This window comes from Pseudomonas sp. H9, assembly GCF_004353925.1.
In the GTDB taxonomy this organism is placed as follows: domain Bacteria; phylum Pseudomonadota; class Gammaproteobacteria; order Pseudomonadales; family Pseudomonadaceae; genus Aquipseudomonas.
Genome location: NZ_SMOK01000008.1, coordinates 147,731 through 168,361 on the forward strand (window position 1 = coordinate 147,731; position 20,631 = coordinate 168,361).

The following is a 20,631-nucleotide window of genomic DNA, read 5'->3' on the forward strand; positions in this document are numbered from 1 at the left end:
AGTGAGGTCAAGCTTGACGCAATAGCTGCTCAGGCGCCGGAGGAGGAAACTGCTCGGCCTCGGGCGTGATCAAAGCAAAGCGCGGTACGCACTTTCCGTCAACCTCAACCGACTCGGTAAACATCGTCAGCGGACGCAACCAGCAGCTGAAATCGCCATAAAGCGTCTGGTAAACCACCATCCACTCCTCGGTTTCAGAATGACGCGCTGTACCGAACACACGATACTCAGGCCCCTTGTAATGCCGGTATACGCCTGGCTGTATCTGCATGTTGCTCACCCTCTTGAAAAAAAATTTTGCAAAAACAAAAACCGGGGCACCAGGCCCCGGTTTCCATCCGCGAAACGCTTAAACGCGTTCGAAGACGGTGGTGATACCTTGGCCCAGGCCGACGCACATGGTCGAAACGCCAAAGGTCCCGCCATTCTGCTTCATAACGTTGAGCAGCGTGCCGGAAATCCGAGCACCCGAGCAACCGAACGGATGGCCCAGAGCAATGGCGCCACCGTGCAGGTTAACCTTCTCATCCATCTTGTCGAGCACTTTCAAATCCTTCAGCACTGGCAAGGCTTGTGCGGCGAAGGCTTCGTTGAGCTCGATGAAGTCGATGTCGGCCATGGTCAGGCCAGCACGCTTGAGCGCTTTCTGAGTTGCCGGAACCGGGCCATAGCCCATGATCGCCGGGTCGACGCCGGCCACCGCCATGGAGCGGATCACCGCCAGCGGCTGAATGCCCAGGTCCTGCGCGCGCTGGGCCGACATCACGATCATGCACGAAGCACCGTCGGTAATCTGCGAAGACGTACCCGCCGTTACCGTACCACCTTTAGGGTTGAACGCTGGCTTCAACGCCGCCAGGCTTTCCAGGGTAGTGTCCGGGCGAATGGTTTCATCGTAGTCGAAGACCTTGAGGAAACCGTTCTCGTCGTAGCCCTGCATCGGGATGATTTCATCCTTGAACTTACCCTCGACCGTCGCCTTGTGGGCGAGCTGGTGCGAGCGCAGGCCGAACAGGTCTTGCTGCTCACGGCTGATGCCGTGCATCTTGCCGAGCATTTCAGCGGTCAGGCCCATCATGCCCGAGGCCTTGGCGGCGTACAGCGACATGTGCGGGTTCGGATCGACGCCGTGCATCATGCTGACGTGGCCCATGTGCTCCACGCCGCCGACGACGAAGACGTCACCGTTACCGGTCATGATCGCCTGCGCCGCAGTGTGCAGGGCGCTCATGGACGAACCACACAGGCGGCTGACAGTCTGGCCGGCTGCAGTGTGCGGAATCTGAGTCATCAACGACGCCATGCGGGCGATGTTCCAGCCCTGCTCCAGGGTCTGGTTGACGCAACCCCAGATAACGTCTTCAACTTCGCTGGGATCGACCTTGGTATTGCGCTCCAGCACCTTGCTGATCAGGTGCGCGGACATGTCTTCGGCACGGGTGTTGCGGTGCATGCCACCCTTGGAGCGGCCCATTGGCGTGCGACCGAAGTCGACAATCACCACGTCTCTTGGATTCAGGCTCATATATTCTCTCGCTCTTTATCGTTGGGCGCTTAACCGAAGAAGCTCTGGCCGTTTTTGGCCATCTCACGCAGCTTCGCGGTGGGGTGATACAGCGGACCCAGATCGGCGTACTTGTCTGCCAGGGCTACGAATTCAGCAACACCGATCGAGTCGATGTAGCGCAGCGCGCCGCCACGGAACGGAGGGAAACCAATGCCGTAGACCAGGCCCATATCGGCTTCTGCGGCGGTTTCAACGATGCCGTCTTCCAGGCAACGAACGGTTTCCAGGCACAGTGGGACCATCATCCAGTTGATGATGTCTTCGTCAGTGACTTCACGTTGCTCGTAAACGACGGGCTTGAGCACTTCGAGGACAGCAGCGTCAGCGACTTTCTTCGGCTTGCCGCGCTTATCGGTTTCGTAGGCGTAGAAACCCTTGCCATTCTTCTGACCCAGACGGTTGGCTTCGTACAGGGCGTCGACAGCTGAACGGCGGTCGTCCTTCATGCGGTCCGGGAAACCTTCAGCCATGACGTCACGGCCGTGGTGACCGGTGTCGATACCGACCACGTCCATCAGGTAGGCAGGGCCCATTGGCCAGCCGAACTTTTCCATGACTTTGTCGATGCGCACGAAGTCGACACCGGCGCTGACCAGTTTGGCGAAACCACCGAAGTACGGGAACAGTACACGGTTGACCAAAAAGCCCGGGCAGTCGTTGACCACGATCGGGTTCTTGCCCATTTTCTTGGCGTAGGCAACGGTGGTGGCAACAGCCACATCGCTGGACTTCTCACCACGAATGACTTCAACCAACGGCATCATGTGCACAGGGTTGAAGAAGTGCATACCAACAAAGTTTTCCGGGCGCTTGAGCGCCTTGGCCAGCAGGTTGATGGAGATGGTCGAGGTGTTGGAAGCCAGAATGGCGTCTTCCTTCACCTGGCCTTCCACTTCAGCCAGCACAGCCTGCTTGACCTTCGGGTTCTCGACCACAGCTTCAACAACGATGTCGACGTTGGCGAAATCGCCGTACGACAGGGTCGGGCGAATCGCGTTCAGCGCTTCGGCCATTTTTGCCGGGGTCAGGCGACCTTTCTCAACGCGCTTGCCCAACAGCTTGGAAGCTTCGTTCAAGCCCAGCTGGATAGCACCTTCGTTGATGTCTTTCATCAGGATCGGGGTGCCCTTGACCGCCGACTGGTAGGCGATACCGCCACCCATGATGCCTGCGCCGAGCACTGCAGCCTGTTTGACGTCACGTGCGATTTCGTCGTGGGCCTTGGCCTTGCGCTTGAGTTCCTGGTCGTTGAGGAACAGACCGATCAGGCTCTCGGCAACCGAGGTCTTGGCCAGCTTGACGAAGCCAGCCGCTTCAACTTCCAGCGCTTTGTCACGACCGAAGTTGGCTGCTTTCTGGATACTCTTGATCGCTTCAACGGGTGCCGGGTAGTTCGGGCCCGCCTGGCCGGCAACGAAACCTTTGGCGGTTTCGAAGGACATCATCTGCTCGATGGCGTTGAGCTTGAGCTTCTCGAGCTTAGGCTGACGCTTGGCCTTGTGATCGAACTCGCCGCTGATGGCGCGCTTGATCAGGTCCAGTGCAGCGGCCTGCAGCAACTCAGGCGCAACCACCGCATCGACCGCACCGACTTTCAGCGCGTCTTCAGCGCGGTTTTCCTTGCCGGCGGCAATCCACTCGATGGCGTTGTCAGCACCGATGATACGCGGCAGGCGCACGGTACCACCGAAGCCCGGGTAGATACCCAGCTTGACTTCCGGCAGGCCGATCTTGGCGCTGCTGGACATCACGCGGTAGTCGGCAGCCAGACACATTTCCAGACCGCCGCCCAGAGCGATGCCATTGATCGCAGCTACGGTAGGAACGGCCAGGTCTTCAAAGTCACTGAAAATCCGGTTGGCTTCCAGGTTGCCGGCGACCAGTTCGGCCTCGGGCAGCTTGAAGTTGTCGACAAACTCGGTGATATCCGCGCCGACGATGAAGACGTCCTTGCCACTGCTGACAATCACGCCCTTGATCGATGCGTCGGCCTTGATGGTGTCTACAGCCTGACGCAATTCGTTCAGGGTAAGACGGTTGAACTTGTTGACGGACTCACCCTTGAGGTCGAACTTCAGTTCGACGATGCCGCTTTCAAGAGCCTTAACCGTGATGGCTTTACCTTCGTAAATCATCAACTGATCTCCACGATATGGAAGCTGAACTGTACACGCCAATCGCTGGTGAAAGACCCGGCTGGCCGCTGGCCATGTGTTGCCGAATCTTTGCGCCAGGCACACCCGTCAGCGCGATAGTCGGGATTCTGTAAGAGCCTTCTGACATACAAACGCTCAATTCATACGCCCGTTTGATTTGGGTATGCACACATTCAACGAAAAGATCGCCGTTGTCAAATGCCCGAAAGCAGCCTGAAAACGCGACTTTGCGGTCATTTTCTGCCGAGCACGGGCAAACACCGGTATCGGTGATCGAACCGTATTCATGGCAACGATAGTCGTCAGCGAGGTACACACCCAAACGCCGGATCAACGCACGTCAGGAGTAAATAAAAAGACACGAAAAAATGCGGATAGCGGCGAGACCGCTACACTGGAAGGGAGAATCATGATCAATACCGGCCTGCCTGGCCCGCCTGCCCGATGCGTATATCGGGCTTTTTATTGGCTCATCCGCCTCTGGTAGGAGCGGGCTTGCCCCGCGATTGCGGCGTGACATGTAAACCGCAATCGCGGGGCAAGCCCGCTCCCACTGAGCAACACCTATTGCCCGAGGTCATGCCAACGCTTTCAACACTGCGGCAATATCCTGCAATACAGCCGGTTCACCGCGCTCCCCCCAGTACAGAGCAACCATCTGCGGGCCAGCTTCGACCTTGTAAACGCTGTCGGGCAAACGCGCGAGCTGTTCTGCATGCACAGGATCAGCACAAGGCTCACGCCACTGATTGAGCCAGGTACCCGGCGTGGTTTGCCAGTAGCTCCAGGTGTCTGCCCTGCCCTGACGCCGCGGCCGTACGTACTGAGCACAGGGGCTTGGCGGCTCTTTGGGCAACCAGTGCGGCCACTCCTGAGGCGCCAGTTGCATCGTCAGCCCCATGCGTCGGGCTTCCATACGCAGGGCCATTCGACCACTCTGATTGCGTGAAGGACGCAGCCAGGCCAAAGGACTGAGAATCAGCGCAAGGATTGACACCACTACCCAGACCGTCATATCTGTTATTCCCATAAAGCGTTTTAAATGAGCTGGTTAGCCGAGGTACCCAGCGATCAGCCTGAAACCGACCATACTTGAACTATCGCGACTGTCAGGAGAGCCTCTCATGCCCTACGAACACATTCTGGTTGCCGTCGACCTGACCGAAGAATGCGACCCGGTCATCAAACGCGCCATGACGCTGGCCGCGCCTACCCAGGCCAAAGTTTCGCTGGTACACATCGTCGAGCCGATGGCCATGGCCTTTGGTGGCGACGTGCCGATGGACCTGTCACAGCTGCAACAACAACAGTTCGACCAAGCCAAAGAGCGCATGGACCGCCTGTTCGTCAAATACCCTGATATCAAGCGTGGTGATTCACACCTGACCTACGGCCAACCCCGTCAGGAAATCCATCAACTGGCCAAGGAAAATGGCTGCGACCTGATCGTGGTCGGCAGCCATGGTCGCCACGGCCTGGCACTGCTGCTGGGCTCCACTGCCAACGACGTACTGCACGGCGCACCCTGTGATGTGCTGGCTGTACGCCTGTTGAAAACTTCGTAAGCCAAGCGACGGTGGGAGATACCGTCTTGCTGATTCTGGTGGGAGCGGGCTTGCCCCGCGATTGCGGTGTGTCAGTGACATCGTAATCGCGGGGCAGGCCCGCTCCCACACGCCCTTCCTTAGCTGTCGAGTTCGGCCCAGCGCTCCACCAGCACATCCAGCTCGGCCTGCATCTGTTCCAGGCGCGCCAGCACAGCGGAGGTTTGCTCAATGGGGCGCTGATAGAACGCCGGATCGGAAATCTCTTCCTGCACCGCAGCCATCTGCTGCTCCAGCTCGTCGATCTGGCCCGGTAACGCTTCCAGCTCACGCTGAAGCTTGTAGCTGAGCTTTTTCTTCGGTGTCTCAGCCGCCGGTGCAGCAGCGACGACTGGCGCCGGCGCTACGGTCTCAACAACGGCCGTATTGAGCTCGGACTTGCCCGACTTGCTCTCGGTGACGCCGAGCAACTTCGGCGATCCGCCCTGACGAATCCAGTCCTGATAACCACCGACGTATTCGCGTACCTTGCCCTCGCCCTCGAACACCAGGGTGCTGGTGACCACGTTGTCGAGGAAGGCCCGGTCGTGGCTGACCATCAACACAGTGCCCTTGAACGCCGACAGCACCTCTTCAAGCAGTTCGAGCGTCTCAACGTCGAGGTCGTTGGTCGGTTCGTCGAGTACCAGCAGGTTCGCCGGCTTGCTGAACAACTTGGCCAACAGCAAACGTGCGCGCTCACCACCCGACAGCGCCTTGACCGGCGTACGAGCACGCTGGGGGCTGAACAGGAAGTCGCCCAGGTAGCTGAGGACATGACGGTTCTGCCCGTCGATCTCGATGAAGTCGCGACCTTCGGACAGGTTGTCGATCACGGTCTTTTCCAGGTCCAGCTGATGGCGCAGCTGATCGAAATAGGCTACTTCCAGACGCGTGCCGGACTCGACCTTACCGCTGGTAGGCTCAAGGTCGCCCAACATCAGTTTGAGCAATGTGGTCTTGCCTGTGCCGTTGGCGCCGAGCAGACCGATGCGGTCCTCGCGCTGCAGGACCATGGAAAAATCCTTGACCAGTTGCGGGCCACCGGGGTGATTGAAGCTGACATTTTCCAGCACCATCACCTGTTTGCCGGATTTCTCCGCCACGTCGAGCTGAATGTTCGCCTTGCCCTGACGTTCGCGGCGTTCACTACGCTCAACGCGCAACGCCTTGAGCGCACGAACGCGGCCTTCGTTACGGGTGCGTCGGGCCTTGATGCCCTGACGAATCCAGACTTCTTCCTGAGCCAGCTTTTTGTCAAACAGCGCGTTAGCGGTTTCTTCCGCCGCCAGCATCGCTTCCTTGTGTACCAGGAAGCTGGCGTAGTCGCCGTTCCAGTCGATCAGGCCGCCACGGTCCAGCTCAAGGATGCGCGTGGCCAGGTTTTGCAGGAACGAACGGTCGTGGGTGATGAACAGCACCGCGCCGCCGAAGCCGCTGAGGGCTTCTTCCAGCCAGGCAATGGCGCCGATATCCAGGTGGTTGGTCGGTTCGTCGAGCAGCAGCAGATCAGGCTCGGACACCAGCGCCTGAGCCAGCAGCACGCGACGGCGCCAGCCACCGGATAGCTCGGCCAGGGTCTTGTCAGCCGGCAGTTGTAAGCGGCTGAGGGTGCTGTCGACCAGTTGCTGCAGACGCCAGCCATCCCGCGATTCCAGCTCGTGCTGGACATGCATGAGCTTGTCCAGGTCGGCGTCGCTGTGGATGTTCTGACTCAGGTGGTGGTACTCGGCCAGCAAGGCACCGACGCCATCGAGACCTTCGGCAACCACGTCGAACACCGTGCGCTCGTCAGCCACCGGTAGCTCCTGCGGCAGCTCGCCGATTTTCAACCCGGGTGCGCGCCAGACATCGCCGTCGTCGGGCTTCTGGTCACCTTTGACCAGGCGCAGCATGCTCGATTTGCCCGTACCATTACGGCCGATAATGCACACCCGCTCGCCACGGGCGATCTGCCAGGACACCTTGTCCAACAACGGCATGGCGCCGAACGCAAGGGACACATCGCTTAATTTGAGCAGGGTCATGATCTTCTCCAAAAACCGGGCGCGCATTCTACCCGACTTGGCCTCGCTTCACATTAAGCAGACACACGTACGGTCAGATCCGACGACAGGCCGTGCGATTACAACTAGATACAAGCACAATGCTTTCATCCGCCTACGGCAAACGGCTAAGCTTAAGCTTTGTTACCCCAACAGTGCTGGCTTCGCCGTCACTTTTCATGGTCAAACTGCCCGGAAGTCTCATGCGCAGCCGCCTGTTCAACCTCATTTCCTGCCTGCTTCTTTCGGCCTCTGCGGCCAACGTCGCCCAGGCCACCGACATCACTGTGCAGCGCCAGTACTACGACGAGGCCAAACGCGCCTTGGCCAAGGGCGATAAAGGTCCGTACCTGCGCTACGCCCAAGCGTTGAGCGATTACCCGTTGACGCCTTATCTGGCCTACGACGAACTGACCGCACGCCTGAAAACCGCCAGTAATGCGGAAATCGAGAAATTTCTCGCTGCCCATGGCGACTTGCCCCAGGCCAACTGGATGAAGTTGCGCTGGTTGCGCTGGCTGGCCGAGCGCGGCGAATGGGAAACCTTCAGCCGCTATTACGATCCGAAGCTGAACTTCACCGAGCTCGACTGCCTCAACGGTCAGCGCCAGCTGATCCAGGGCCAGCGTGCCGAAGGCTATGCCTCAGCAGAAAAACTGTGGCTGGTGGGCAAGTCGCAGCCTGCGGCCTGCGATGCCTTGTTCGACCGCTGGGCAGCCGAAGGCCAGCTCACGGAGCAAAAACGCTGGGAACGCACCAAACTTGCAGCCCAAGCCCGCAACTTTGGCTTGGCCAACAGCCTGACCAAATCCCTCACCACATTGGCGCCACAAGGTCGCCTGCTGGTTGAAGTTGCGCAAAAGCCGCAGTTGCTGAATAACCCCGGGCGTTTTGTGCCAGTCAATGAAGCCATGTCTGACGTCGTCAGCCTCGGCCTGCGCCGCCTGGCGCGGCAAGACCCGGAACGGGCCATGAGCCTGCTGGACGACTACGCCAACCGCATGCATTTCTCCCGCGACGAAAAAGTCGCGATCGCCCGGGAAATCGGCCTGACCCTGGCACGTCGCTATGATCCACGCGCGCTAGACCTGATGACGCGCTACGATCCCGAACTGCGCGACAACACCGTGACCGAATGGCGCCTGCGCCTGCTGCTGCGCCTGGGCCGCTGGGAAGATGCCTACAACCTGACCAAGCGCCTGCCGCAAGATCTGGCCAGCAGCAACCGCTGGCGTTACTGGCAAGCGCGCAGCCTTGAACTGGCTCAACCACAGAACCCGCAAGTGCCACTGCTGTATAAAACCGTTGCCCGCGAGCGTGACTTCTATGGCTTCCTGGCGGCCGACCGGGCGAAAACGCCCTACCAGTTGAACAATAAGCCGCTGGTGTTGAGCCAGGCCTTGATGAACAAGGTACGCAACACGCCGGGTATCCGCCGCGCCCTTGAGTTCCACGCCCGCGGCCAGATCGTCGATGGTCGCCGCGAGTGGTACCACGTCAGCCGTCACTTCAGCCGCGATGAAATGGTCGCTCAGGCGCGCCTGGCCTATGACATGCGCTGGTACTTCCCGGCAATCCGTACCATCAGCCAGGCCCAATACTGGGACGATCTGGATATCCGCTTCCCAATGGCCCACCGCGACACCCTGGTACGTGAAGCCAAGGTGCGTGGCCTGCACTCAAGCTGGGTGTTCGCCATTACCCGTCAGGAAAGCGCCTTTATGGAAGACGCCCGCTCCAGCGTCGGCGCCAGCGGCCTGATGCAACTGATGCCCGCCACTGCCAAGGAAACCGCACGCAAATTCAGCATCCCACTGGCTTCTCCGGCCCAGGTGTTCAACCCGGACAAGAACATTCAGCTGGGCGCAGCCTACCTGAGCCAGGTGCACAGCCAGTTCAATGGCAACCGTGTACTGGCCTCAGCCGCCTACAACGCCGGCCCCGGCCGCGTACGGCAATGGCTGCGTGGCGCCGATCATCTGAGTTTCGATGTGTGGGTAGAATCGATTCCGTTTGACGAAACCCGCCAGTACGTACAGAACGTGCTGTCTTACTCGGTGATCTACGGGCAAAAGCTCAACTCACCGCAGCCGCTGGTGGACTGGCATGAGCGGTATTTTGATGATCAGTGATTGAAACAGATTGCGGGGCAAGCCCGCTCCCACAACACCTGTGGGGGCGGGCTTGCCCCGCGATAAAAACATTATTCCAGCACTGTCACCGGCATCCCCACCTCAAGCACTCCGCTGCCATCAGCCACCAGGTTCTGCCCAAACAGCACGTCACCCTCCTTCTGCCGATAGGTCTTGAGCGTGGTCAACGGCTCACGGTCTGCGCTGCGTTCACCGGTCTGCGGATCAATGGTGGTGAGGATGCAACGCTCGCATGGTTTAAGCACCCGAAACTCCATGTCACCAATGCGGATTCGCTTCCAGCCGTCTTCGGCAAACGGCGCGGCGCCTTCCACGACCAGGTTTGGTCGGAAACGCAACATCTCCAGCGGCCGCCCGACCTTATGCACAAGATCATCCAGCGAAGACTGACCAATCAGTAACAACGGGAAACCGTCGGCGAACGCCACTCGGTCACTGTTCAGGCCATAGCCACCAGGCAAGAAACGGGTGCGCTGCTCCGGCACATGCACCAGACGCACCTCCTTGCCTATGAATTCGCTGAGCCACTGCGCGGCCACATCACCGGCATCCGGAACACGAAAGGTATCGCGCCAAATCGTGACACCACGCAGGTCCTCATCAGGCGCTGGCACGGCCACACTCAACGCCGGGCGCCCAGGGGCCTGCAAGGTCAGGCCACCGTCAGCCTCATGCAACGCCGTCAACTGACTCATCTGCGGGTAGGCCCGCTGGGTCAGAAAACGGCCGTTATCGCGCTCCACAAGCATCCAGCGACGATCGCCATCCAGGCCCAACAGGCCCAGCGAAGAGGACTGCAACGCCTGGCCGCGCGCGGATTTGAGCGGATATCGATACAGCGCACTCAATTGCATGTGTGACCTTCCCTATGCCGGTTCAAAGCCCTAGCTTATAACGACTCAAGCGGTCACTTCATCCAGCATCAAGCGCTGACGCACCACATCGACCAGCTTGTCGGGCTGGAACTTGGAAAGGAAGTTGTCACAGCCGACCTTTTTCACCATCGACTCGTTGAAGCTGCCCGACAGCGAGGTGTGCAGCACCACATGCAGCCCTCGCAAGCGCGCATCGCTGCGGATCTCAGTGGTCAGGCGGTAGCCATCCATTTCCGGCATCTCTGCGTCGGTAAAAACCATCAGCAGCTTTTCACACAAGTCTTCGCCAGCGTCAGCCCAGGCTTTGAGCATGCGCAGCGCCTTGAGCCCATCACTGGCGACGTGCATCTTCACCCCCAGCTGCGACAAGGTATCGCGCAGCTGTGCCAAGGCAACAGTGGAATCGTCCACCAACAGCACTTCACGGCCACGGGCACGCGCCAGCACCGGGTCTTCAAGTTTGTCGCGCGAGACTTTGGCGCTGTAAGGCACGATTTCCGCCAGCACCTTCTCAACGTCGATGATTTCCACCAATTGCTCATCAACCTTGCTGATCGCTGTCAGGTAATGCTGGCGACCAGCACTGCTGGGAGGCGGCATGATGGCTTCCCAGTTCATGTTGACGATGCGATCTACCCCGCCGACGAGAAACGCCTGCACCGACCGGTTATATTCGGTAACAATAATGGTGCTGCCAGGCCCTGGTGTCAGCGGACGCATGCCGATCGCCTGAGACAGGTCGATCACTGGCAATGTTTGCCCGCGCAAGTTGACCACGCCACAGACAAACGCATGGCGCTGCGGCATCAAGGTGAGCTTGGGCATTTGCAGCACTTCTTGAACCTTGAACACGTTGATCGCGAACAACTGCCGACCTGCCAGGCGGAACATCAGGATTTCCAGGCGGTTCTCACCCACCAGCTGCGTTCTTTGGTCTACCGTGTCGAGAATGCCAGCCATCTAAAGAACCCCCAGGCTTGTTCCAAGAAATGAATCCATTGGCCTTGTATCGGCCAGATCAGGCACAGCTTGACCCCCTGAAGAAAATGCTCAGACAGCCATTGATGTCACTTTAACATCATGCTTAACTGCACCCATCCCCCTTCTGTCGCTTACGCCACCAAAGCGTCGCAAACCACCCATCGCATCAGGGAAACCCCTAGCAGCAATCGGGCGAGACCTGATGTTCGCGATATCCATTAGCCATTAATGTGACGCCATTCTCATTGCATGAACGGAGTCAGGCTTTTGTCAGCCATCGCCTCATTATGGCCAGCCCCTGCTCCAGCTCTCTGCGCTGGAGCCCAATGATGGCTAACGAATCACTGAACAGCAGCCTGGTCCAGGAGTTCCTGGTGGACGCCCAAGTCTTGCTGACCCAGGCCGAAGAGTGCTTGCAGCATCTGGAACTGATCGATAACGATCCGGATGCCTGTCACTGCCTCAACGACACCCTGGCAACCCTGGTCACACGCGCCGAGTCATTGGGGCTGGTAGAAGTGGCCAGCTACAGCAAACAATTGCAGCATTTACTGGATACCGCCGAGCACCCATCACGCTTGCCCGGCAGCGCGCTGCCGGCGCTGGAAGAGTGCCTGACACTATTGGCCTGGCAACTGGAGCTGGTGGACCCGCGCACCGGTCGCCTGGGCCTGGACACAGACGAACAAGCCACACTGCTGGACAACCTGGCAGCGGCCCTGAACCCGGCGTCCCCGTGCGCCTCCTGCAGTTCGAGCATGATGCCCTGTGAACACCCACAGCACACCCCGCACAACGCAACTGGACGCTTTGACGCAGGCAACTAAAGGGTAATAGACAAAGAGCCAGTCCACGGCATACAGAGCATTCTGCGCTCTGCACTAAACGCCAACTTCCTTCATTTGCCAATCACTTCTGCAGTCGTTTGTACAACTGCAGATTTAATTCATTTTTGGGAAGCACTAACCCTTTTACGGCAGTGGCAAAGTGCTACATTTTTACGCACGACGCCTGCGGCATCAGCCTGTAAAATCTGGCGTTTCAGATGGTTATAAGAGTTCGCCCCGCCCGAGACTTGAAGTGATACCATGCGCGCAATTAAAGGTACGTCGGACTTCGACAGGTCATGCTCCTGAGGACTTTCTCTCGTGATGCAAGTATTCATCGCAGCGTCCACCCTTCACATTTAATTATTAGTGAAGGCAATACGGCAACGCCTCTAGTTTGACCTTTTCAAGGCTTTCTTCAGCGATATTTCAGTGGCTTCATTTCTTATGCTCTTACGCCTTAACAGACTCACGCTTTGGCGCCCCGGAGCCGCTCTACTACGCGGGCTAACCGCCCTGCTGTGCCTGGCCTCGATCATCGCCAACCTGGTGCTGTACGCCTACGCGCTGCCAATGCCGGGCGAGGTGTTGATCCTGCATGTCGTCGCCATGCTGAGCATCGGCTGGCATCTGCGCCGCTGGGCACGCTCGATTGCCATGCGCCCGGCAGAACTGGCCGATCGCCTGCTCAAGGTTCAGGAAAATGAGCGCCAGCGCTTGAGCCGAGAACTGCACGACGACATCGGCCAATTGCTGACAGCAGCCAAACTCCAGGCTGACTGGCTGCAGCGTCGTGTACCCACTGAACTTCAGGAACACTGCAGCACCCTGCGCAGCACCCTGGACGACACCCTGACCAACGTTCGTGATGTCTCTGCCATCCTTAACCCGCGCCAGCTCTCAAGCCTTGGGTTGGAAGCCAGCCTGCGCGCACACCTGGTACGCACCCTGGAAAACACCAACGTGCACTGGAGCCTGGAGTGCCGCCAGCGATTGGGCGGAATCTCGGAAGACATGGCCATTGCCGCCTTCCGCATTACCCAGGAAGCCGTCACCAACATGCTGCGCCATGCCGATGCCCACAACCTGGTGGTGAGCATTCAGCGCCAACCCGCTGGCCTGGCCCTGTCTGTCAGTGATGACGGCAAAGGTTTCGTACCCGCCAGCAACCCGGCCGATCAAGGGCAACGCGGCATGGCCGGCATGCTCGAACGTGCTTCGCTGCTGGGTGGCAGCCTGTCCGTCAGCAGCCAGCCCGGCAAGGGCACACGCATCAATGCACTGTTCCCCTGGCCACCACGCACCCTTGAACGCGCCCAGACAAGTAACGTCCATGACCTGTAAATTGCTGCTGGTAGATGACCATTCACTGATTCGGGCCGGTGTTCGAGCCCTGGTGTCAGACATTCCCGGCTACACCGTGGTGGGTGAAGGTAACGACGGCAGCCAGTTGACTGAGCTGGTCCTGCAACTGGACCCGGACATTGTCCTGCTGGACATCTCAATGCGTTCGACCAGCGGCCTTGACGCACTGACCCAGCTACGCGCCAGCGGCTGCCTGTGCAAAGTGCTGATCCTGTCGATGCACACTGACCCCGAACTGATCATGCAAGCCCTGGAAAGCGGCGCCCATGGCTATCTGCTCAAAGACACAACAGCCACCGAACTGGAACAGGCCCTGGCGGCACTGTGTGGCAACGAGCGCTACCTGAGCCCGGCGATTGCTCACACCGTGATCAACCAGGCTCTGCTGCGCGCCCAGACCGTCAAGCCGCAGGCTTCGGAGAACCACAACCTGACAGCCCGACAGCTGGAAATCCTGCGTTTGATTGTTCGCGGCAAATCCACCCGGGAAATTGCCCACGGGCTGGGGTTGAGCATCAAGACCGTGGAAACTCACCGTTCTCAGATCATGAAACGCCTGCAGATCTACGACGTTGCCGGCCTGGTGCTGTTTGCCGTGCGCGAACAAATCATCAGCCTCGACGACTGAGCAGTGGCGAATCCTCAGGCAGATGCACGTTCAAGGCCGACGCCATCACTTCAAAGCGCAAGCTGTCGCCTTGCAGTGGCTCGCCATCCAGGTTGATGTCCAACCCTTGCGAACACTTGATTTCGACCCACGGCAGACGCGCCCGCACAAACAGGTTTTCAAGGCCTAGCCCGTCGCTGAGCAGGCTTCGCAAGGTACCCACCACTTCTTGAGGGGCAGGTAAAATGCTGACCTCCAACAAGCCATCATCAACCTGTGCCTGTGGACACAGTACATGCCCGCCTCCCGCTTGTCGGCCGTTGCCGATCCCCAGTGCCAGCAAGTCTCCTTGCCAATGGAAATCCGGGCCATGCAAGTTCACCGAGGCGGCACTGAGTTCACTGAAGCGCGACAGCCCCGTGAACAGGTATGCCGCCGCGCCCAGCACTTTTTTCAGCTCTTCGGAGGTGTTGGCGGTCACCTGGCTACCAAACCCACCCGTGGCCATATTGAGAAACAGTTGATCGCCCACTCGCCCCAGGTCAATGACCTGGGCAGCGCTGTCCAACAGCTCGAGCGCTTGCTCAGGCTCCAGTGGCACACCTGCAGCCCGGGCAAAATCATTGGCCGTGCCTAGCGGCAGGAGCACCAGACTTGCCTCAGTACCCGCCTGCGCCATGGCTTCTGCGACATCACGCAAGGTGCCATCACCACCACCGGCCACTACATGTGAATACCCCGCTGCCACGGCCTCCCTTACCAGGCGGGCCGCGTCGCCAGCCTCCCAGGTCAGGCGTACATCCAACTGCCAGCCACGCTGACGCTGGGCGCCGACAGCCGCTCGCACTTGCTCGTTCATGGCCTGCTTGCCATGCAGTATCAACAGCGCTTTTTGCTGCGTCATGTGGCACCCCCAAAAAAAGATTCAACCCGCATCTGGACCGCCACAGCCGGGCATTTGCTCCCTGCGCGCGGGCTGCAAGACGAAGAAAATTGCCTTGTATTCACACAAATATCATTGAAAGGGAGCACGCCTGGGTGCATCATTCGACAAATATTTGGCCTTCACGGACGATGCCGATGGAAAAAGTCATTTTATTGACTCATGACGCAAACGCCTGCCAGGTTTCGATTTCCCTTTACCGCACTGTAGTCTCAGTGCCCTGACTCAAGGCTGTGAAATGAGCGTTTTGATTCCCTGCATTATCGCCGGCGGAGCCGGCACTCGCCTTTGGCCGGTTTCCCGTGAAACCATGCCTAAACCTTTCATGCGCCTGCCCGACGGTCAGAGCCTGCTACAAAAGACCTTCGAACGCGCCCGTGCACTGCCCGGGGTCGAACGCGTGGTCACGGTCACCAACCGTGAAGTGTATTTCCGCACGCTGGACGAGTACCGCCAGATGAACCAGGCCACCACGGCACTGGACTTCATCCTCGAACCCTTCGGCCGCAATACCGCCCCGGCCATTGCCGCTGCCGCCCTGCATTGTGCCAACCTGTACGGTGACGACGCTCAGCTCCTGGTACTGCCCGCCGATCACCTGATCAGCGACCTGCCTGCCTTTGAACACGCAGTCGAGCAAGCCCGTGAACTGGCGCAGGCTGGCTGGCTCACTACCTTTGGCCTGGTGCCCAGCCATGCCGAAACTGGCTTTGGCTACATTGAAAAGGGCCAGGCGCTGAACACCCAAGGCTACAAAGTGCAGTGTTTTGTCGAAAAACCCGACGCCGACACCGCCCAAGGTTACCTGGACGGCGGCCAACACCTGTGGAATGCCGGCATGTTCTGTATGCGTGTCGACGCGATTCTGGCCGAGCTGGATCGGCATGTGCCTGACCTGCTCGCCAGCGTCCAGCACTGTCTGCAACACAGCTCGCAGAAACAGGGCGAGCGCGAACTGCTGCTGGAACTCGACCCACAGACCTTCGAACGCGTACCGGACATCTCCATCGACTACGCCGTCATGGAATCCTCCAAGCAGGTGGCCGTGCTGCCCGCCGATCTGGGCTGGAGCGATATTGGCTGCTGGGAAGCGGTTCGCGGCTTGAAAGAGGCCGACCACAACGGTAACCACTGCAATGGTGAGACCGTGCTGCACGACGTCTCCAACTGCTACATCGACTCGCCACGCCGCCTGGTGGGTGCCGTGGGCCTGGACAACCTGATCATCATCGACACCCCTGACGCACTGCTGATTGCCGACGCAGCGCGCAGCCAGGAGGTCAAGGTGATTGCCCAGCAACTCAAACATCAGGGCCATGACGCCTATCGCCTGCACCGCACGGTGAACCGCCCGTGGGGCATGTACACCGTGCTGGAAGAAGGCCCGCGCTTCAAAATCAAACGCATTGTGGTGCGCCCGCAAGCGTCGCTGTCGCTGCAAATGCATCACCACCGCAGCGAACACTGGATCGTGGTCAGTGGCATGGCCTGTGTGACCAACGGTGATGACGAATTCTTGCTCGACACCAACGAATCGACCTTTATCAAACCGGGGCGGGTACACCGCCTGACCAACCCCGGGGTGATCGACCTGGTCATGATCGAAGTACAAAGTGGCGAATATATGGGCGAGGACGACATCGTGCGCTTTACTGATATCTATGGACGCGCCCCGGAGCCAGCGAGCAACTGACACCCAGGCGCGTCCATTCATATCGGCATGCCGTTACCCGCCTGGTAATAGAGGAAAGGGGTCATGCGCGTACTCTGGACACTGCCTTACCTGCCCTGGCCAACCACCAGCGGCGGCAAAACCCGGCAATACCACCTGCTGCGCAACTTGGCGCAGCGGGGCCATCGAATCACCTTGCTGGTGCAATCGAAAGTACCGCCCAGCGAGGCGGCACGCCAGGCGCTCGAGCCCCTGCTTGAACGCCTGATAGTGCTACCCAGACGCCCCCTGCACAGCCCCTTGAACCTGCTCGCGGCGGTCTACGCTGGCTACCCGATGCGCGCCAGCGTGAACGGCCTGGCGCCGCACCTGCGCCATTGCTTCGAACAGCTGCTGGAAGAACGTTGGGACGTGATTCATATCGAGCACAGCTACAGCTTTCAGCCGTTCGAAAAGGCCCTGCAAGCCCGTCGCCTACCGTTTCTGCTCAGTGAACACACCATCGAATCGGTGTCTGGCGCCGCTCGCCACGACCGCCTGCCGTTGTGGCTGCGGCCATTCAATGCGTTTGACCGTTGGCGCTATCGGCGCTGGGAAAACCGCGTGCTGAGCCAGGCCGAAGAAGTGGTTGCAGTCAGCCACAGGGATGTCGAGCACATCAGCCGCATGACCGGCTACCCTGCCTCACTGGTGGTCAATGGCGTGGATTGCGCGCACTACCAGGACATCCAGCCATCACCACGCAGCCAGCGCCTGTTGTTTGTCGGCAACTTCGAGTACAGCGCCAGCCTCGAAGCCATCGAGTGGGCACTGGAAGACATACTTCCGCAAGTCTGGCAGAGCAATCCCGCTGTGCGCCTGGCCGTGGTCGGACATGCCTTGCCGGAAAGCTGGAAAGCGCGCTGGAGCGACCCACGCATCGAATGGGTCGGCTACTTACCGGATTTGCGCGAGCTGCAACGTCATTCGGCGATTTTTTTCGCACCATTGCGTTATGGCGGCGGTTCGAAGATCAAGATCCTGGAGGCGATGGCCGCAGGGTTACCGGTAGTGACCACACTCAAGGGCGCCTCCGGGTTGCAGCTAACCCATGGCGAACATTACTTGGGCAGCGATGACGCCGACCAACTGGCACTGATGATCACCCAGTTGCTTAACCAGCCTTGGCGCATGTGTCAGTTGTCGCAGGCGGCGCGTCAGTTCGTTAACGACCGGCATGACTGGAGCATTGCTGCCGCCCAGCTGGAAAGCGTGCATGCGCGCCTGAGTCAGCGCGCACCACTACCTGTCCAACTGAACGACAATAGCTTGCTCGGCCGTTCAGCCGAGTAACTCACTCAAGGGAATGAACTGCACAGTGTCGCCCTTGGCAGGCGTCGTGCCTTCGCGCACCTCCACCAGGCCTTCGGCCCAGGCGGCGCTGCGTAACACCCCAGAACTCTGGTTCTTGTAAATCAGCGCATGGCCCTGCTCCAGACGGGCACGCAGGTATTCGCGTCGATTGCCGGCTTTGGGCCAGTCGAAACCGGCAGGGACCGGAAAATGCAACGGCGTGACATCTTGCACCCCTTGGCGGCGCAGCAAGTACGGACGCGTCAACAAGCCAAAGGTAACCAGTGTCGACGCCGGGTTACCCGGCAGGCCAATCACCGGTACACCATTGAAGTGACCGAAAGTCAGCGGCTTGCCCGGTTTGATTGCCAACTTCCACAGCGCCAGCTCACCCGCTTCGCGCAAAGCCAGGCCTAAATAGTCAGCCTCGCCTACCGACACGCCGCCGGTCGAGAGTATCAGGTCAACCTGCCCCAGCCCCTTCAGGCAATCACGGGTCTTGTGCAGGTCATCAGCAAGGATGCCCGCATCCACCACTTCACACCCCAGGCGCTGCAACCAACTGACCAACAGCCGTCGGTTACTGTTGTAGATTTGCCCGGGGCCCAACGGTAAACCTGGCTCAACCAGCTCGTCACCAGTGGACAGCACCGCCACCTTGACCTTGCGCACCACCTTGAGCATGGCACAGCCGAGTGTCGCGGCCAGCCCCAACTCAATTGGCCCCAGACGGGTCCCGGCCGCCAGCACTGACTCTCCGGCACGGGTTTCCTGGCCTTGCGGGCGAATGTTCTGGCCAATGTGCAGCACCTCAGTGAAGTGCACACGCTGGTCGTCCAGCACCTCGGCGTTTTCCTGCATTTCGACGCAATCGGCACCCGGCGGCAACGGCGCCCCGGTGAAGATCCGTGCACAGGTGCCGACCTGCAGTGGCTCAGGAGCGTGACCAGCGAAAATGCGCTGGCTAACCGGCAACGCTTCGCCCTGCCAGTCCGCCAGCCGCAAGGCGTAGCCGTCCATGGCGCTGTTCGACCAAGGCGGCAGGTCCAGGCTTGCGATCAACTCTTCTGCCAGTACCCGCCCCTCAGCCTGCGCCAAAGTGACCTGCTCAGTCTCGACAATCGGTGCCGACTCAGCCAGTGCCAGCAAGCGTGCCAGTGCCTCTTCGACCGGCATCAGCCCAGTGTTCACAGGCTCAACCACGGCTAACGCAGGGCTCGGCCTGCTTGAGATGGGTGACGAAGTTGCAGGGACGATGACGGGCATCGAGCTGGTCGGCAAGAATCCCGTCCCAACCGGTGCGCACCGCGTTGGTCGAGCCAGGCAAGCAGCAGACCAGGGTGCCGTTGGCCAACCCGGCCAACGCGCGGGATTGAACGGTGGAGGTGCCGATATCGGCCAGGGAAATGTGGCGGAACAGCTCACCGAAGCCATCGACTTGTTTGTCCAGCAGGCAGGCAACTGCTTCAGGCGTGCTGTCACGACCGGTAAAGCCGGTGCCACCAGTGATCAACACCACTTGCACCTGCTCATCGGCAATCCAGGTGGCGACCTGGGCGCGAATCTTGTACAGATCGTCCTTGAGCAACACCCGCGCCGCAAGGCCGTGGCCGGCTTCGGTCAGACGATCGACAAACACCTGGCCAGAGGTGTCGGTTTCCAGCGTGCGGGTATCACTGACCGTCAACACCGCAATATTCAGCGGCACAAAGGGTACATCTGCCTTGGCTTTCATGGGACCTTGATCCTTTGGAGAGTATGGCCGGTGTTATATCACAGCCCTGCCCGCCTCGTGCTCGACAACGCGCTGTTGCAAGGCGGGCAATCGTGTACGCACTGTCTATGCTGCTATGTACAGGGAACTTGCACCGTCACCATACGTCTCAAGGACATAACGCCCATCCTTTACTGGAGAAACAAAATGATTCAACGGACTCTTCCCGCATTCTTGCTCGCACTGGGCCTGGGTACACTGGCCGGCTGCGCCTCGCCCACCGTCATCACCTTGAACGACGGTCGAGAGATCCAGGCAGTAGACACACCGCAGTACGATGATGAAACGGGCTTCTATGAGTTCGAGCAGCTCGACGGCAAGCTCACGCGCATCAACAAAGATCAGGTCCGTACCGTCAAGGATCTTTGATCGCGGCGACCACCCGGAAGGGCTTGTCGAGGAGAACGAATTGAGTAATATTTTCTCCATCGGAGTGTAGCGCAGCCAGGTAGCGCGTCTCGTTCGGGACGAGAAGGCCGCAGGTTCGAATCCTGTCTCTCCGACCAACTTACTCAGCAAAAAGCCCGCCCTTGTGCGGGCTTTTTGTTTTGGGATGTCCCGTCCTGAATAAGGTTTACACCTCCCATCCCGAATTTCCGGAGAGTCAGATGGAGCAAGGTGTAAAGCGCACACAGCGAGATTACTCGCTGTCTTTTAAATTGGCCGTCGTTGATCAGATCGAAAAAGGCGAACTGACCTACAAACAGGCCCAGGTGCGGTATGGCATCCAGGGTCGGTCGACGGTTCTGGT

General features: G+C 59.4%; 18 protein-coding genes, 1 tRNA gene and 1 pseudogene. 10 read left to right on the plus strand and 10 right to left on the minus strand.

The features are described 5' to 3' along the window. Positions 1-7 precede the first annotated feature (7 nt). The 4 genes from E1573_RS06865 to E1573_RS06880 form a co-directional block, all read right to left on the minus strand. Positions 8-271: a DUF1653 domain-containing protein gene (locus E1573_RS06865; RefSeq protein WP_133211918.1), complete on the minus strand. Its 264-nt coding sequence runs from the start codon at positions 269-271 to the stop codon at positions 8-10. A 78-nt stretch (positions 272-349) separates the two neighbouring features. Next, the gene (gene fadA / locus E1573_RS06870) at positions 350-1,525 is read right to left on the minus strand and encodes an acetyl-CoA C-acyltransferase FadA (RefSeq protein ID WP_133211920.1); all 1,176 of its coding nucleotides are present in this window, start codon (positions 1,523-1,525) and stop codon (positions 350-352) included. A 29-nt stretch (positions 1,526-1,554) separates the two neighbouring features. Next, positions 1,555-3,702 carry a fatty acid oxidation complex subunit alpha FadB gene (gene fadB, locus E1573_RS06875; RefSeq protein WP_133211922.1) on the minus strand — a complete coding sequence of 716 codons (2,148 nt, stop codon included), beginning with the start codon at positions 3,700-3,702 and terminating at the stop codon, positions 1,555-1,557. A gap of 598 nt (positions 3,703-4,300) precedes the next feature. Then, the gene (locus tag E1573_RS06880) at positions 4,301-4,738 is read right to left on the minus strand and encodes a hypothetical protein (protein WP_133211924.1); all 438 of its coding nucleotides are present in this window, start codon (positions 4,736-4,738) and stop codon (positions 4,301-4,303) included. Between the two features lie 109 nt (positions 4,739-4,847). Between E1573_RS06880 and E1573_RS06885 the strand changes: the two genes are divergently transcribed. After that, a complete protein-coding gene (locus E1573_RS06885) occupies positions 4,848-5,288 on the plus strand; it encodes a universal stress protein (RefSeq protein ID WP_133211926.1) in 441 nt (146 codons plus the stop codon). Between the two features lie 119 nt (positions 5,289-5,407). Here the strand turns inward: E1573_RS06885 and E1573_RS06890 are convergent, their stop codons facing one another. Next, positions 5,408-7,333 (minus strand): ATP-binding cassette domain-containing protein, encoded by a 1,926-nt coding sequence (locus E1573_RS06890; RefSeq protein WP_133211928.1) that lies wholly within the window; start codon positions 7,331-7,333, stop codon positions 5,408-5,410. Positions 7,334-7,554: 221 nt separating this feature from the next. Here E1573_RS06890 and E1573_RS06895 point away from each other — a divergent pair, with 221 nt between their 5' ends. After that, positions 7,555-9,483, plus strand: coding sequence for a transglycosylase SLT domain-containing protein (locus tag E1573_RS06895; protein WP_133211930.1), 1,929 nt, complete (start codon positions 7,555-7,557; stop codon positions 9,481-9,483). Positions 9,484-9,554: 71 nt separating this feature from the next. Here the strand turns inward: E1573_RS06895 and E1573_RS06900 are convergent, their stop codons facing one another. Together E1573_RS06900 and E1573_RS06905 are read right to left on the minus strand one after the other, a co-directional pair. Then, on the minus strand, positions 9,555-10,358 hold the full coding sequence (locus tag E1573_RS06900; protein ID WP_133211932.1) for an MOSC domain-containing protein: 804 nt from the start codon (positions 10,356-10,358) through the stop codon (positions 9,555-9,557). A 45-nt stretch (positions 10,359-10,403) separates the two neighbouring features. Next, positions 10,404-11,339 carry a chemotaxis protein CheV gene (locus tag E1573_RS06905; RefSeq protein WP_133211934.1) on the minus strand — a complete coding sequence of 312 codons (936 nt, stop codon included), beginning with the start codon at positions 11,337-11,339 and terminating at the stop codon, positions 10,404-10,406. Between the two features lie 350 nt (positions 11,340-11,689). Between E1573_RS06905 and E1573_RS06910 the strand changes: the two genes are divergently transcribed. From E1573_RS06910 to E1573_RS06920, 3 genes are all read left to right on the plus strand, one after another. Beyond that, positions 11,690-12,187, plus strand: coding sequence for a histidine kinase (locus tag E1573_RS06910; RefSeq protein ID WP_133211936.1), 498 nt, complete (start codon positions 11,690-11,692; stop codon positions 12,185-12,187). Positions 12,188-12,634: 447 nt separating this feature from the next. Continuing rightward, positions 12,635-13,531 (plus strand): sensor histidine kinase, encoded by an 897-nt coding sequence (locus E1573_RS06915; protein ID WP_133211938.1) that lies wholly within the window; start codon positions 12,635-12,637, stop codon positions 13,529-13,531. Next, positions 13,521-14,180 (plus strand): response regulator transcription factor, encoded by a 660-nt coding sequence (locus tag E1573_RS06920; RefSeq protein ID WP_133211940.1) that lies wholly within the window; start codon positions 13,521-13,523, stop codon positions 14,178-14,180. Before E1573_RS06915 ends, E1573_RS06920 begins: the two co-directional genes overlap by 11 nt. Here the strand turns inward: E1573_RS06920 and yegS are convergent. After that, positions 14,164-15,063, minus strand: coding sequence for a lipid kinase YegS (gene yegS, locus E1573_RS06925; protein WP_133211942.1), 900 nt, complete (start codon positions 15,061-15,063; stop codon positions 14,164-14,166). The genes E1573_RS06920 and yegS overlap by 17 nt on opposite strands. 277 nt (positions 15,064-15,340) lie before the next feature. Between yegS and E1573_RS06930 the strand changes: the two genes are divergently transcribed. Both E1573_RS06930 and E1573_RS06935 read left to right on the plus strand, forming a co-directional pair. Beyond that, positions 15,341-16,795: a mannose-1-phosphate guanylyltransferase/mannose-6-phosphate isomerase gene (locus E1573_RS06930; protein ID WP_133211944.1), complete on the plus strand. Its 1,455-nt coding sequence runs from the start codon at positions 15,341-15,343 to the stop codon at positions 16,793-16,795. Positions 16,796-16,858: 63 nt separating this feature from the next. Beyond that, on the plus strand, positions 16,859-18,106 hold the full coding sequence (locus tag E1573_RS06935) for a glycosyltransferase family 4 protein (RefSeq protein ID WP_133211946.1): 1,248 nt from the start codon (positions 16,859-16,861) through the stop codon (positions 18,104-18,106). On the opposite strand, the gene glp is transcribed toward E1573_RS06935, so the two are convergent. Together glp and moaB are read right to left on the minus strand one after the other, a co-directional pair. Continuing rightward, entirely contained in the window at positions 18,095-19,282 is a 1,188-nt protein-coding gene (gene glp / locus E1573_RS06940) for a gephyrin-like molybdotransferase Glp (protein WP_133211966.1), read from the minus strand. The two genes, E1573_RS06935 and glp, sit on opposite strands and share 12 nt — an antisense overlap. 19 nt (positions 19,283-19,301) lie before the next feature. Beyond that, entirely contained in the window at positions 19,302-19,841 is a 540-nt protein-coding gene (gene moaB, locus E1573_RS06945) for a molybdenum cofactor biosynthesis protein B (RefSeq protein WP_133211948.1), read from the minus strand. 186 nt (positions 19,842-20,027) lie between these two features. Between moaB and E1573_RS06950 the strand changes: the two genes are divergently transcribed. From E1573_RS06950 to E1573_RS06960, 3 genes and pseudogenes are all read left to right on the plus strand, one after another. Then, entirely contained in the window at positions 20,028-20,249 is a 222-nt protein-coding gene (locus tag E1573_RS06950) for a YgdI/YgdR family lipoprotein (protein WP_133211950.1), read from the plus strand. Positions 20,250-20,309: 60 nt separating this feature from the next. Next, positions 20,310-20,386: transfer RNA gene (locus E1573_RS06955), tRNA-Pro, on the plus strand. Positions 20,387-20,488: 102 nt separating this feature from the next. Then, positions 20,489-20,631: pseudogene (locus E1573_RS06960) on the plus strand (IS3 family transposase); the annotation flags it as partial.